The 13,940-nt window shown below is 73.3% G+C and carries 11 protein-coding genes; 6 read left to right on the forward strand and 5 right to left on the reverse strand.

Annotated features, from left to right (window positions below; translation table 11 throughout):
• The coding region (locus MCAG_RS02055; RefSeq protein WP_007071333.1) for a TcmI family type II polyketide cyclase at positions 1-160 on the reverse strand (160 nt) is incomplete at its 3' end.
• A gap of 428 nt (positions 161-588) precedes the next feature.
• Between MCAG_RS02055 and MCAG_RS02060 the strand changes: the two genes are divergently transcribed.
• The 5 genes from MCAG_RS02060 to MCAG_RS02080 all read left to right on the forward strand — a co-directional run bounded on the left by MCAG_RS02060 (position 589) and on the right by MCAG_RS02080 (position 5,000).
• Positions 589-1,398, forward strand: a complete 810-nt coding sequence (locus MCAG_RS02060; RefSeq protein ID WP_007071334.1) for a BTAD domain-containing putative transcriptional regulator — start codon at positions 589-591, stop codon at positions 1,396-1,398.
• A 160-nt stretch (positions 1,399-1,558) separates the two neighbouring features.
• Positions 1,559-1,909, forward strand: a complete 351-nt coding sequence (locus tag MCAG_RS02065) for a TcmI family type II polyketide cyclase (RefSeq protein ID WP_007071335.1) — start codon at positions 1,559-1,561, stop codon at positions 1,907-1,909.
• Positions 1,910-1,925: 16 nt separating this feature from the next.
• Positions 1,926-3,275 carry an NAD(P)/FAD-dependent oxidoreductase gene (locus MCAG_RS02070; RefSeq protein WP_007071336.1) on the forward strand — a complete coding sequence of 450 codons (1,350 nt, stop codon included), beginning with the start codon at positions 1,926-1,928 and terminating at the stop codon, positions 3,273-3,275.
• Positions 3,276-3,443: 168 nt separating this feature from the next.
• Complete coding sequence (locus tag MCAG_RS32010) at positions 3,444-4,535, forward strand: helix-hairpin-helix domain-containing protein (protein WP_036371962.1); 1,092 nt, start codon at positions 3,444-3,446, stop codon at positions 4,533-4,535.
• A 255-nt stretch (positions 4,536-4,790) separates the two neighbouring features.
• Complete coding sequence (locus MCAG_RS02080) at positions 4,791-5,000, forward strand: hypothetical protein (protein ID WP_007071338.1); 210 nt, start codon at positions 4,791-4,793, stop codon at positions 4,998-5,000.
• A 180-nt stretch (positions 5,001-5,180) separates the two neighbouring features.
• Here the strand turns inward: MCAG_RS02080 and MCAG_RS02085 are convergent, their stop codons facing one another.
• The 4 genes from MCAG_RS02085 to MCAG_RS02100 all read right to left on the reverse strand — a co-directional run bounded on the left by MCAG_RS02085 (position 5,181) and on the right by MCAG_RS02100 (position 13,114).
• A complete protein-coding gene (locus tag MCAG_RS02085) occupies positions 5,181-6,731 on the reverse strand; it encodes a membrane protein (RefSeq protein WP_036371965.1) in 1,551 nt (516 codons plus the stop codon).
• Between the two features lie 218 nt (positions 6,732-6,949).
• A complete protein-coding gene (locus tag MCAG_RS02090) occupies positions 6,950-8,998 on the reverse strand; it encodes a hypothetical protein (protein WP_036371968.1) in 2,049 nt (682 codons plus the stop codon).
• A 299-nt stretch (positions 8,999-9,297) separates the two neighbouring features.
• A complete protein-coding gene (locus MCAG_RS02095; protein WP_007071341.1) occupies positions 9,298-10,068 on the reverse strand; it encodes a DUF5995 family protein in 771 nt (256 codons plus the stop codon).
• A gap of 133 nt (positions 10,069-10,201) precedes the next feature.
• Entirely contained in the window at positions 10,202-13,114 is a 2,913-nt protein-coding gene (locus MCAG_RS02100) for a helix-turn-helix transcriptional regulator (RefSeq protein ID WP_007071342.1), read from the reverse strand.
• A gap of 189 nt (positions 13,115-13,303) precedes the next feature.
• Between MCAG_RS02100 and MCAG_RS02105 the strand changes: the two genes are divergently transcribed.
• Positions 13,304-13,940 (forward strand): adenylate/guanylate cyclase domain-containing protein (locus MCAG_RS02105; protein WP_232290046.1); only part of this gene is annotated, 637 nt, incomplete at its 3' end.

Below are 13,940 nucleotides of genomic sequence, written 5' to 3' on the forward strand. Positions count from 1 at the left end.
TTTCCAGCAGGTGGACGTAGAGGTCGCCCAGCCGGTACAGCGAGCGGTGTCGTACCCCGGCCAGGCGCGGCAGCTCCGTGGCGTCGGACTCGGCGAAGATCTCGGCGATCCGCTTCTCCGTGTCCGGACCCACCTTGGCGACAATCAGCGAACGATTCATGGACGTGCCTCCCCTATGGCGCGCGACGGCGCGGCGTGGACTCGCCCGTCACGCGGGACGACTGCCGCCACGGTGCGCGCACCGCCGTCACCAAGGCGTCACCGGCACCCCTCGGACGAACACGACCTACTGTGACGCTCCGTTGATGCAACCTGTGGACAATCCATGCCCCGCCTGAGAATGACGACCTCGATGACGACAAGTTTTCGCAGTTAAAACGGCATACGCTGTCCACGATGACATCGCCCCACACTCAACGCCGTGTTGACTCACCGTAATCACTGTTGTTAATCTTCGAGCGGGCCAGCCCGGCGGTCGCGGCGCCCGAGCCGCACCGCGTGGAGCCACCGGAGACAGTGGCGTCCCGGGGGCGACCGCGCCGGGACGCACGAGGAGTCCGGACGAGGTCCAGTGCAGGGGGTGCCGCCGTGACCGCTGATCCGCCCACGCCGACCACGGGCGACGACCCCCTCCCGGAGGTTTCGCTGCACCTGCTCGGCGGCTTCCGCCTGCTGCACGACGAGACCCCCGTCGTAGTGCCCCGCGGCCTGCAACGGGTCCTCGCCCTGATCGGGCTACGCCCCGGCGCCACCCGCAGCCATCTCGCCGGCCTGCTCTGGCCCGAGGCGTCGGAGGATCGGGCGCTGTCCTCGCTGCGCACCGCGCTGTGGCGGCTGCGCCAGGACCCGTGCTGCCCCCTGGTCACCACCGGCGATACCACCCGCCTCGACCCCCGCGTGCGGCTCGACGTCGACGACCTCACCAGCACCGCCGCCCGGGTCCGCGACGGCGACGACCCGGGCAGCGCCGCCACCGCCCTAGCCGGCCGGCACGACCTGCTCCCCGGCTGGTACGACGACTGGGTGCTGCTGGAGCGGGAACGCCTGCGCCAGCTACGGCTGCACATGCTGGAGCAGGTGTCCCGCAACCACCTCGCCGCAGGACGGCACGGCGAGGCCCTGGAGGCGGCGCTGGAGGCCATGGCCGCGGAACCGCTGCGCGAGACCCCGCACCGGCTGGTCGTACGCGTTCACCTCGCCGAGGGCAACGTCTTCGAGGCCATGCACGCCTTCTACGCCTACCGCGATCTGCTCCTGCGGGAACTGCGCCTGGAACCGTCACCGGCGATGTCCGCCCTGCTGCACGACACGCTCGCACCGATCCGGCAGGCCAGCCGCCCCACGCCCCCCGAGCCGCGCCGGGGCCCCACCTCCCGCATCGGCCCCGGCCCACAGTGACCCGGCCCCCGTGCCGACCCCGCCCGTGCCAGCCGGGCGCGTCACCACCAACACACTCACGGTGACGGCAACGTGACAGAGTGGTCGGCATAGTGGCCGGCAGAACGGTGCCGTGGTCGCCCGACCTTGATCCAGGAGCACCGCCTGCGGGAGGGGTCCCATGAGTCGTCTACTGATCGTCAGCCGGATCATCCCCGGCGCGGAAGGACGTGTGGCGCAGATCTTCGCCGAGTCCGACGCGACGGAACTGCCGGGCCTCACCGGCGTCCGGCACCGCTCCCTGTACTGCCTGCACGACCTGTGCGTACACCTGATGGAGACCGCCGACGTCGACGCCGACGCCCTCGCCGCGGCCCGCAACCACCCGCTCTACCTCCAGGTCAACGAGCGGCTCTCCGCGCACACCTCGCCGTACCTGCCGACCTGGCGCTCACCGCGCGACGCGATCGCCGGCTGCTTCTACAGCTGGGACGCCACCCCGTCGGTCAGCGCCACCGGCACAGCCGGCTGAGCCGGAAGTCGGACGCATGCCCACCAACGCACCGCACGTGCTGATCATCGGGGCCGGCACCGGCGGTCTCTGCCTGGCCCACGGACTGCGCCGGGCCGGCATCAGTGTCTCCGTCTACGAACGGCACGCCACCCGCATCGACGGGCTGCTCGGTTACCGGGTCGGCATCGGACCCACCGGCAGCAAGGCGCTGCGGGAGTGCCTCCCGCCGGAGCTGTTCGACATATTCGTCGCCACCTGCGCCCGCTCCCCCCGCTACTTCAACGTGGTCACCGAGCGGCTGCGCCAGACCGCGTCGTTCCCACTGCGCCCGGACACCGACGAGGTCGGCACCGAACGCTCGGTCGCCCGGATGACCCTGCGCCAGGTCCTGCTCACCGGCCTGGAGGACGCCGTCGAGTTCGACAAGACGTTCACCCGCTACGAGCAACGCGACGACGGCACGGTCACCGCGCACTTCGCCGACGGCACCACCGCCACCGGCGACCTGCTGGTCGCCGCCGACGGCACGCACTCCGCGGTCCGCCGCCAGTACCTGCCACACGCGGTGATCCGGGACGCCGGGACCATCAACATCGCCACCCGGATCCCGCTGACCGAGCACACCCGGGGGCTGCTGCCCGACCGCGTCGCGCAGGGCATCTCGCTGGTCTTCGGGGCGGGCGGGATGATGGGCGTGCTGCACGTGATGGAGTTCAAGTGGGACCGCCACGGCGACCTCAAACCCGGCGTCGCCGCCGCCGAGGCCGACCTGCTGCGCGGCTGGCCCGGCCTGCGCCACGACACGACCCGCGACAACATCAACTTCATCATCTGGAGTTCGGTCCGCAGGTTCCCCGCCGACGTCATGCGGCGTCGCGGCGAGGACCTGGTCCGGCTCGCCCAGGAGCTCACCCACAACTGGCATCCCCACCTGCGCGAGTTGCTGGCGCGCAGCGACCCGGGCAGCGCCCTGCCCATCCGGGTGGCCACCTCCGAGCCCGTACCGGCCTGGAAGAGCAGCACCGTCACCCTGCTCGGCGACGCCATCCACACCATGACGCCGGGTCGCGGGGTGGGCGCGAACACCGCCCTGCGCGACGCCGCCCTGCTCTGCCGGCAGATCAGGCTGGCCGCCGCCGGCGACAAGACCCTGGTGCAGGCCGTCGCCGACTACGAGGCCGCCATGCTCCCGTACGGGTTCGCCCGGGTGCACGACTCGCTGCACCGCAGCGGCACCAGCGGCGACGACCGGATCTACCGGCCCGTGATCGGCCGGCTCGCGCTGCTCGGCGCACGCGGCTACTTCGGGATCACCAGCCGGGTGCCCCGGCTGCGACGCAAGTTCGTCGACGACTTCTACACCTACCGGGGCGAGGAGGATTGAGGACGACTGCGCAACGCTCGGTCATCCCGCCGCCACCACGGGTACGAAGCATCCCACCAGCGCCGGAAGCCCCCGGACCTCCCTGTCGTCGAGATGGCGCATGTGCGAAGCTGCGACGGATTTTTCTCGCGACTTTTCACCGACACTCTCACAAGAGGGAGGTTCGCCGTGCCGTCGAGTTTCGGGCAATGGCTGATCGTGATACTGGCACTGCTGGTGGGTACGGCGGCCGGATGGGCGCTGCGTGGCCGGCAGGACACGTCCCCCGCCAGCACGCCCATCGTGGAGGGTGACCCCGTCGCCGGTGTGGCGGTGGCGTCCAGCCCCACCGCTGAGGCCACCGTCGAAGAGCAGCGGCCGGAGGCGGCCGTGGCTGCGGTATCGGCCCCGGCCGCCGTCCTCGACCGGCCCAGCGCGGACACCGCAGACCCCACCACGCCCGGCCGGGTCCTCGGCGACGCCGACCCGACCGCGTTCACCCCCACCGAGGCGGACGGCACCCCCGCGGCCGCAACGGGCACCTCCCCCGTCGACGGCGGGCCGCGCGACGACGCACCGACCGGCGACGGAAAGTGGGACTACGACGCGGTCGACGGCGGCCCGGCCGATCCGGTGGTCGCGCGCCCCGCCGAACCGGTGACCGAGCCTGTCGAGCCCACGCCGACCGTGAACGCTCAGCCGGTCGAGCCGGCGGCAGAGCCGGTCGAGCCGGCGGCAGAGCCGGTCGAGCCGGCGGCAGAGCCGGTCGAGCCGGCGGCAGAGCCGGTCGAGCCGGCGGCAGAGCCGGTCGAGCCGGCGGCAGAGCCGGTCGAGCCGGCGGCAGAGCCGGTCGAGCCGGCGGCAGAGCCGGTCGAGCCAGTGGCCGTGGGTTCCGCCGAGGCGGCCGCGGCGAGCGAGGACACGACGCCCGCCATCCCCGCGCCGCGTCCCCCGGCCGAGGACGCGGTGCTGCCCGCCGCCGACGAGGCCGAGGCGCACGCCGCACCGGCCGTTGCCGGGCCGGCGTCCACCGAGTCGGCCGACGACTTCCGTCGCATCCAGGGCATCGGCCCGAAGATGGCCGCCGCGTTGCAGGACGCCGGTATCCGCACCTACCAGCAGCTCGCCGACCTCGACGAGGCGACCCTGCGGGCGACCATCCGCACCGCCGGCCTCCGGGCCACGCCGAGCCTGGCCACCTGGCCCCAGCAGGCGATGGTCCTCGCCGGGGCCGCGACCGAAGCCGGCCGGTTGCTCCCGACGGGCGGCACCGACGACTGACCGAATGCCGGGCCGGCCCAGCCGCAGGCGGGTCACCGAACCGAGGCACCGCCATATCGCCGACATGACGGGGTCCGTGAGTCGGGGATGCCGCCATGCCGCCGACCTGTGCGGATCCGTGGGCCGGGATGCGGCCATGTTGCCGACATCGCCGCCCCGGTTGCGCCTGCGGAGCAAGCCGCGGCCGTTTAGCTGCTCGCGGTGGTGGGGTACATCGGGCTCACCTCGAAACCCACCACGACCCGGGAGGAAGCCATGCGGCGCGGCCCGTCGATTCTGGGAACCATCCTTGTCATCTGGCTGGTCATCGGCGCGATCGCCGCTGGGCAGCGGGGCTACTACAAAGGCGACGACAAGAACTGCGCCGAGGCGGGCACCATCCTGGTGACCATCGTGGCCGGGCCGTTGAACTACGTCGGCGCCAACCCGAAGGTCGACTGCGAGCTTCCTGAGCCATCCAAGTAGGACGAGCGGCACGGCACGGAAACGGCCCGACCCCTCCCCGGGGGCCGGGCCGTTTCCGTTTCGTACGCCACAGCGGCGGTGAGTGGGTCTCCTCCGAGATGCTTGGGCAGTTCGGTCCTGAGCGAACGACAATTGTCCAAGATTCGCGCACCAAAAACGCCAGCGGGAGGAGGCGGCGGATCAGCGGAAGCAGTGCGAGATCGGCACCTTGCTGCCGGCGCAGTTGGTGGACCGGTTCTCGATGACCACGCTGGCGTCGTCGATCCGGACCCGGGCCCGGTCGGCGAAGATCCCGCCCGGGGGCAGCGTCGAGCTGTTGCCCACCACCTTGCTCTTGAACAGCGAGAGCTGCCCGGCGCTGGTGTGGATGCCGCCGCCGGTGGACTTCGCGCCGATCGCGGCGTTGTCGCTCACCTCGCTGGTGCGGACCAGGATGTTGGAGCGGTCGGCGAAGATGCCGCCGCCGTTGCCCCGGGCGTGGTTGCCGGCGACGACGCTGTCGTCCATCGGCAACAGGCCCTGGATGCTGGAGATGCCCCCGCCGTTGCCGCTGGCGGTGTTGCCCTGGACGACCAGTTTGCGCAGGACCAGCACCGCGTCGGAGTTGGCGATGCCGCCGCCGACCTTGGCGGTGTTGTCCACGACCCGGGTGTCCTCGACCTTGGTCCGGGCCGAGAAGCTGGCCAGGCCACCGCCCTGCCCGGCGATGTTGTGCGCGAGGAGCGTGGTGGCCACCTCCGCCGCACCCCGGTAGTTGGCGAGCCCGCCGCCGTAGCCGTTGGCGCTGTTGTCGCGAAACTCGGTCTTCGACATGGTCAGCACGCCGCCGTTGAGCACGCCGCCGCCCTTGCCCTCGACGCCGACGGCCGAGTTGCCGATGAACCTACTCTCGCGGACCACCATGTTGCCGTCGTTGAAGACCCCGCCGCCGCCCTCCTTCGCCGAAAGGGAGGTGCTGTCGACGACCGTGGTGCGTTCGAGGACGGCCGTCGCGCCGTGCACGACGTGCACGCTGCCCCCCTCCGAGGTGGACCGGCCGTTGCGCAGCACGATGTCGCGCAGGGTCAGCTCGCCGCCGTCGCGCACCGTGAAGAAGCGGAACGTCTCGGCGTTCTCGCCCCGGGCGATGGTCGCCCCCGAGCCCTCCACGGTGATCGCCTGGTAGATCAGCGGCAGGCCGGTGTTGTCGTCGCCCGGCTGGCGTGGCGGCCGTTCGGCGTCGCCGGGGTTCTCGGCGGCGTCGGCGGCCTCCCGGGCGTCGCGGATGCCGCCGTCGTACTCGTCGGGCTGCTGGAAGGCGTGGCTGAGCGTGTAGGTGCACTTCGGCGCGAGCCGCACCGTCGCCCCGCCCTCCGCGTTGGCCTGTACGAGCGCGGCGATGAGCCGGGCCGAGTCGCAGGGAACGGTGAGCAGGGGAGGCCGGCGCGTGCCCGGCCCGTCCGGCCTGCCATCGGGGGCACCCTCCTCGTCCGGCCTGCCGTCGGGCCGGTGGGGGCGGCCCGGGGTGCCGTCGTCGGTCCGCCGCCCCGCGTCGGGGCCGTCGTCGCGTGCGGCCGCCGCCACCCGCCCCTGCTCTGTGACGCCGGGGGCACGGGGGGCGGCCAGGGCGGCGACGCCGGTGACTCCGGCCGCGCCGACCACCAGGCTGCCGGCCACGACGCCGCCGGCTAAGAACCACCGGGACCGCCGCCTGCTGGGCGTCGCTCGCCGGTTGCCCTGGTACGTGAACATCACGGTCCTGCCTCTCCTGCACGAAATGACGCGGCGGCACCGCAACGGGGTGCCGGGTGACGGACCACGCGGCCACCACCGAAAGTCACGATACGGACGCAAGTCGGGCAAGTCAGGCGTACATGAATAAACGTTTCATTCGCATCATCCTGGGCGAATCGCGCCGCCCCGTCCGGGAAGGGATCGGTCGACCCGACTCGGACGCCCGGGCTCGGCGGTCAGCCGCCGACGTGAATGCCGGGGCGACGCGACGGGTCCCGCTCCGCCTTGCGGATGATCTCCCGCACCACCGGCGGGGTGTCGCCGCGCCCCAGGATGAGGTAGCGCAGCAGGTGGGCGATGGGATTGCCCTCGGACCACTCGAAGTGGGCGTGCGGGCGGACCCCGGTGGCGTCGCGCAGCGCGAGCAGGATCGCGGCGATGGCGTTCGGTACGGCCGGGCTGGCCGCCCGCAGCACCCGGTATCCCCCGACCTCCACCCCCTGCACCCGCAGCACCCGGCTGAACTCCGACGGGTCGACCACGTCGATCTCCAGGAAGATCACGTCGGCGGCGCCCGGGACCGGATTCATGCCGCGCTGCGAGCGCTCCTTGACCGTGTACTCCTTCACCGCACCGCTGCGGCGCTTGTTGGCGATCAGGTGCAGCCGGCCGTCGTGGGCGAGGGACTCGGCGACGAACCGACGGGCGGCGTCGTCGAACTCGATCCGACTGGCGCGCAGCTCCGTGGTGCGGGTGACCCGGGAGACCAGTGAGACGCCGATGATGCCCGCGATGAACAGGCCGGAGATGGCGATCCCGTCCGGCTTGGCGATCACGTTCTCCGTGAGGGCGTAGAGCAGGACCACGGTGAGCACGGCGAACCCGACCGCCGCGAACCGGTGGCGGGCGCGGGCGGTCGCGATCGTCACCGCCACCGCACCGGAGACCATCATCGCCAGGATCCCGGTGGCGTACGCGCCGGCCTGGGCGTTGACGTCGGCACGGAAGGCCACGGTGATCGCGATGCTGATCAGCGTGTAGACGATCACCACCGGACGCACGGCGCGGCCCCACTCCGGCGCCATCCCGTACGAGGGCAGGTAGCGCGGCACGATGTTGATCAGGCCGGCCATCGCCGAGGCGCCGGCGAACCAGAGGATCAGCACGCTGCTGATGTCGTAGACCGTGCCGAACGCCTCGCCGAGCCGCTCGTGTGCCAGCCAGGCCAGCGCCCGGCCGTTGGCCGTCCCGCCCGGCTGGAACTCCCGCGCGGGAATCAGCACGGTGGTGACGAAGGTGGTGGCGACCAGGTACACCGACATGATCAGCGCGGCGGCCGCCAGCAACCGGCGGGTGTTGCGGATCCGGGCGGCAAGCCGGCGCTCGGCGTCCGGCCCGTCGCCTCGTACCAGCGGCATCATGCTCACCCCGGTCTCGAAGCCGGACAGGCCCAGGACCAGCAGTGGGAAGGCCAGCACCGCCGGGCCGAGCAGGTCGCCGAACCCGCCCCCGTCGACCGTCAGGGCGGCGGTCCAGTCCCCCACCGTGGCCGGGTCCGCCACGATCGCCGCCACGCCCGCCGCGACGATCACCGCGTTCAGCCCGAGGAAGACCACGACCAGGGGGATCGCCACCGTCACCGCCTCGCTGAACCCCAGCAGGAAGACCCCGCCGAGGACCACCAGCAGCAGCACGGTAACCGCCACGACGGCGGCGGTGCCGCGCGGGAAGGACCCCGGCAGGTACGGGTTCTCCAGCAGGTGGACGGTGGCGTCGGCGGCGGACAGGGTGATGGTGATGATCCACGAGGTAGCCACGAAGCCGAGCAGGACGAGGACGAAGGCCTTCCCCCGCCAGAACGGCAGCAGCCGCTCCAGCATCGCCACCGAGCCCTGCCCGTGCGGGCTCTCCCGGGCCACCTGCCAGTACATCGGCAGCATCCCGAACAGGGTCAGCGCCACGATCAGCAGCGTCGCCAGCGGGGAGAGCGCCCCGGCGGCCAGCACCGCGATGCCGGGCAGGTACGACAGGGTGGAGAAGTAGTCGACCCCGGTCAGGCACATCACCTGCCACCACGGGTGTGCCCGGCTCTGCGCCTCCCCGGTCCCCGGCCCGACGGGCTGCACCCGGTGCTGGAACAGCCAGCGGCCGAACCGGCCGGCGGGCTGCTCGGGGTGGGTCGCCCGCTCCACGCACGCGGGGATCACCACCCCGTCGCCCGGAGCCGCCGGACGCCGGTGGCCCCGGGTCCGCCTCGGCTGCCCGCCGTCCCGCCGCTGCGTCATGCGCGCCCCCTCCACGCCCTGACCTGACCGTAGGCGGAACCCGCCGCCCGCCCGGGCCGAACCGGCGAGGAAGCACCCCGGGTCGGCGACGGCGACCCGGACGGCCGGGCCGGGGGTCGGGCAGCGCCGAACGGCCGGGCCGGGGGTCGGCTCACGGGGCGGGGCCGTCAGCTCAGCGCGGACCAGGCGTCCACGGGGGCGTCGAGGTGGTCGGCTGTGGCCTTCCGGCCCGCGGTCCCACCACGGACAGGGGGTGTCCCCGCGCTCCCCCCGGTAGCGCGGGGACCCCCCGTACCCGGCTACTGCAGGAACGCCCCGAGGGGCGAGAGCAGCAGCCGGCCGAGCGCGGCGGCGTTGTCGTCCAGCCGCACACGCTCACACTCGCGGGCCTCCGGGTCGTGCCGGCAGCGCCAGATCTTCTGGGCGTTGCGCCAGGCCACGTTGCGGGTGTACTCGACCAGCTCGCCCTGGTACCAGTCGTCGATGTCGCCGTTGAGCATGTCGATCATCAACTGCCAGTTGTCCAGGTAGCCGCGCCGCAGCTCCGGGATCCGTTCGGCGAAGATCTGGTTGATCTCCAGGTAGTCGCGGTGCTGGTCGGTGCCGTCGACCGGCTCGGACTCCAGGCTGTCGAACGTGGTCACCAGCGCGAACGGCAGGTCGAAGTTGATATGCGCGTTCACCCCGGCCGCGGCCGACGGCAGCGGCCGGGCGTCCGGGCCGCGCATCCGCTTGAACAGACAGGACCAGGCCTTCGGCGTGGCCGGGCTGGACTCCGTCCAGTAGCGCAGCGCGTCGAAGTAGCGGGCGGCGAACTCCACGTCGAGCCGGGCCAGGAAGACCGGATCGGCGAAGCGGTCGTCGTACAGGCCGTTCAGCACGCTGGTGGTGATGGTCAGGTACAGCTCGTTGAAATCCGCGAGGGGGCAGCTACGCTCCAGCGGCGGCAGCCGGACCAGCAGTTTCTGGAGCTTGGTGAGGTGGTCGACCACCTCCGGCACGTCCGCCGGGTGGTCGGCGAGCAACCCCACGATGTCCTGGTGTACCGGGCCCCAGACCGGTTCGCTCATCCCCATTCGTCCTCCCCCTGTGCGCCGCGGCGTCCCCGTGCCGCGGCGTCGGGGCACAGCTTCTCAGCCGTGGTTTGTGCGGCGGATCAGTAGAACGACGTATAAGCGGACGACGGCGTACGTCGCTCGGTACCTACTCGGAACGGTTGCGCAGGAAGATCGCGCTGGCCTGCACGCGCGTGCGCACCTGGAGCTTGTCGAAGATGTGCGACACGTGCACGCCGATGGTGCGTTCGCTGATGAACAGCCGCTGGCCGATCTCCTTGTTGGTCAGCCCCTCGGCCACGGCGGCAAGCACCTCGCGTTCCCGGGTGGTCAGCACCGCCAGCTCGTCGCCCACCGGTTCGGCCCGGGTCACGGACCGCCCGTCGGCGGAGGCGCCCCGCTCCTCCAGCGCCACCCGGGCCCGGGCCGCCAGCGTACGGATCTCGGTGCTCAACGGCTCGGCGCCGAGCCCCTGCGCCACCTGGTACGCCTCGCGCAGCAGTCGACCCGCGGAAGCCGTGCGGCTGCGCCGGGCCAGCAGCGCCTCGGCCTGGCGCAGCCGGGAGTACGCCGCCGGGTACGGGTGGTGGCGGCGGTCCCACGCGGCCACCGAGCGGGCCCACAGCGCCGGGTCGCTGCCGTCGAGGCGGCTGACCTCGGCCTCGCACAGCGCCAGGAACCCGTCGACGACGTCGCGCACCGGCCGGGCGGCGTGCTCGCTCTTGCGGGCCACCCGCTCGGCCACCTCGCGCAGCCGGCGCACCGCCGTGGCGTCCACCGTCGCCCGCGCGGCGTGCGCCTCGGCCTCGGCGCGCAGCCCGTGCCAGACCAGGGCGGCGAGGATGCCGACGTCGTCGGAGCGGCTCTCGGTGAGGCCGCGCTGCACCGCCTGCCGGGCCAGGTCGTGCCGGCCCTGCCACATGGCCAGCCCGGCGCGCAGGGTGAGCAGCGGGATGACGTGTCGGGCCCCGCCGCCGGCCAGCACGGTGGCCACCGCCTCCAGGTCCCGGTCGGCGGCGGCGATGTCGCCGTACCCGACCGAGAGGCGGCAGCGCGCCAGCAGCAGCTCGACGGCGTCCGCTCCGGAGGGGCGGTGCCGCAGCGCCGCCGCGACCACCTTCTCCGCCTCGGCCCACTGCCCCACCCGGAACAGCCCGTTCGTGGCGATGGCCAGCAGCCGCGTCTCGTACGTGCGGCCCAGCCCCAGCTCGGCCACCCGCTCGGCACCCCGGCGGGCCACCACCACCCCCTCCTCCAGGATGTTCAGCGGCCCGGTCAGCAACTCCGCCAGGTGCAGGTACGCGCACGCCACGTCCTCGGGCCGGCCGGCCCGCTCGGCGGTGTCGAGGGCCTCCCGCATGACGGCCAGCCCGGCGTCCGGGTCCTCCAGGTACGCCTCGCTGAAGCCCAGCGCGGCGCTGGCCAGCACCACCTCGGAGACGGACCCCTCCACCTCGGCGGCCAGCTCCAGGGCCTCCCGGGCCCGGTCCCCGGCGTCGGCGTACCGGCCCAGGTGCAGCAGCAGCTCGGCCAGGTGCGCGGCGGCGGTGGCCCGCTCCCGGGGGGTGCAGTCGACGTCGGTCAGCGCCCGCCGGTACTCCGCCTCGGCCGGCGCGGACCGGCCGGCGGCGGCCAGGTACCGGGCCCGCCGGATGTGCAACGCGCAGGCCGGGGGCGCGTCCTCGGCGGCGGCCAGCTCCTCCAGCAGGGACAGCGCTCGGGCGTGCTCACCGCAGTGGTGGGCCGTCTCGGCGGCGTGGCGCAGCAGCTCCGCGCGGTCGACGTCGAGCCCCCCATCGGCCGATGCGGCCGGCGGGCCGGCCAGTTGCAGGGCCGCCGACCAGTGCCGGTGCGCCTCGGCGTAGCCGTGCAGCCGCTCGGCCTCCTGCGCCGCCGCCACCGCCGCCGGCAGCGCCCGTGCCGGCTCCCCCGCCAGCCGCCAGTGGTGCGCCAGCCGCGCCTGGTGCAGCTCCGCCGTGGCCGTCGTGAGCGCCTCGGCGTACCGGCGGTGCAGCACCGAACGCTCGGCGGGCAGCAACTCGTGGGCGAGCACCTCCGCCACCAGCCGGTGCCGCAGCCGGTACCCGTCGTCGTCGCCGACCAGCAACCGGTGCGCGACCGCCGCCCGCACGGCGTCGATCAACTCCCCCTCCGGCAGCCGGGTCACCTCGGCCAGCAGCCAGTGCGCCACCGGCTCGACCCCGGCGGCCACCGCGTGCACCACCGCGTGTGCGGCCTGCGGCAACGCGTCGACCCGGGCCAGGAACACCTCCCGCAGCGTCTCCGACAACCCGTCGCGGCCCTCGCGCAGGTCCCGCGCCAGCTCCTCGACCACGAACGGGTTTCCGCCGCTGCGCTGCCACAGCGACTCCGCGGCCTCGGCGCCCAGCGGCGCACCCACCACCGCCGTGGCCAACTGCTCGGTGCCCGCCCGGTCCAACGGGGACAGGTCGAGCACCCGCACCGACCGCAGGCGACGCAGCTCGGTAAGCACCCGCCGCAGCGGGTGCGCGCCCTGCAACGACTCGGCCCGCACCGCCGCCAGCACCGACACCTGCAGGTCACCGAGCCCGGCGAGCAGGTAGAGCAGCAACTGCCGGGTGCTGCGGTCGACCCACTGCAGGTCGTCGAGCACCAGCACCAACGGGCGGCCCTGGGCGATCAGGTGCAACCCCCGGGAGACCCGCTCCAGCAGGGCGCCTGCCCCGTCCGGGCCGGCCGTCTCCGCAGCGAACATCTGCAACAGCCCGCGCACCGCCGACGACGTCCGCGCGTGCGAGGCCGTCAGCTCGGCGTCGAAGCGCCGCAACGCCTGTAGCAGCGGGTGCAGCGGAGAGGAGTCCCCGATGTCGAGGCACGCGCCGGTGAGCACGAGCGCGCCCGCGACACGCAGCCGATCGCCCGCCTCGCGCAGCAGCCGGGTCTTACCCACCCCGCTCTCGCCCGTGACGAACACCGCCGCGGTCTGCCCCGGACCCACGCCGTCGAGCAGCGCGGACCGCAGCGTCGCGAGGTGGTCGGCACGGCCGACGAGTGGTACGAGGTCCACATCGCTGGCCATGGCTCGCAGCCTAGTCACAGGCCCCCGGACCGTTCTACGGGTCTTCGCCCCCACTGGTACACCTCGCGTCGACATTGCGACCGAAGGTTGCGGTAGGACGACATACGTCGTTCTGCCGATCCCCCGTCAGACCGGTGGTGGGAGTCTCCTGAGGTCGTCAGGCACCAAACGGGGGGGAAAGGCGGTGCGATGCCAATGTCCACGATCGTCATGGGAGCACAGTCGTCGACGCTGGCCGACTGGCCGGTGCCGGAGGAACGGCGAACGGTCAGCGTGCTCTTCGCCGACATCGTCGGCTCGACCGCGCTGGTCGACCGGCTCGACCCGGAGGAGGTCCGGGCCCTACAGCGCGCGTACTTCGACACCGTCGCCGGGGTACTCGCTCGCTGGGGAGGCGTGGTCGAGAAGTACGTCGGCGACGCGGTGATGGCCCTGTTCGGCGCCCGCGAGTCCGACGGCCACGACGCGTACCGGGCGGTGCGGGCCGGGTTGGAGATCCAGCGTGCGCTGGACGGGCGGGCGCTGCCCGGCGCCGCGATCCTGCGCACCAGGGTCGGGGTGGCCACCGGTGAGGCGCTGGTGGACGTCGCGGCGCTCCGCGACGGCGCGTACGGCGTGGCCAGCGGCTCGGTGATCACCGCCGCCGCCCGCCTCCAGGAGCACGCCCCGCCTGGCGGCGTCGTGGTCTGCGCCGCCACCCGCCGCGCCACCGCCGGGGTGATCGTCCACCAGGCGCTCGCCCCGCTGACCGTCGCGGGCAAGCCACGGCCCGTGGACGTGGCGCTCGCCGCCGGGGTGGCCCGCCCCGAACCGGCCCGCCACGACG

Source organism: Micromonospora sp. ATCC 39149 (assembly GCF_000158815.1).
Classification (GTDB): Bacteria; Actinomycetota; Actinomycetes; order Mycobacteriales; family Micromonosporaceae; genus Micromonospora.

Excerpts from the sequence above, each read along its gene's own strand:
- MCAG_RS02070 (WP_007071336.1), top strand. The coding sequence starts at position 1,926 with ATGCCCACCAACGCACCGCACGTGCTGATCATCGGGGCCGGCACCGGC.
- MCAG_RS02095 (WP_007071341.1), bottom strand. The coding sequence starts at position 10,068 with ATGAGCGAACCGGTCTGGGGCCCGGTACACCAGGACATCGTGGGGTTG.
- MCAG_RS02080 (WP_007071338.1), top strand. The coding sequence starts at position 4,791 with ATGCGGCGCGGCCCGTCGATTCTGGGAACCATCCTTGTCATCTGGCTG.
- MCAG_RS02090 (WP_036371968.1), bottom strand. The coding sequence starts at position 8,998 with ATGACGCAGCGGCGGGACGGCGGGCAGCCGAGGCGGACCCGGGGCCAC.
- MCAG_RS02100 (WP_007071342.1), bottom strand. The coding sequence starts at position 13,114 with ATGGCCAGCGATGTGGACCTCGTACCACTCGTCGGCCGTGCCGACCAC.
- MCAG_RS02065 (WP_007071335.1), top strand. The coding sequence starts at position 1,559 with ATGAGTCGTCTACTGATCGTCAGCCGGATCATCCCCGGCGCGGAAGGA.
- MCAG_RS02085 (WP_036371965.1), bottom strand. The coding sequence starts at position 6,731 with ATGTTCACGTACCAGGGCAACCGGCGAGCGACGCCCAGCAGGCGGCGG.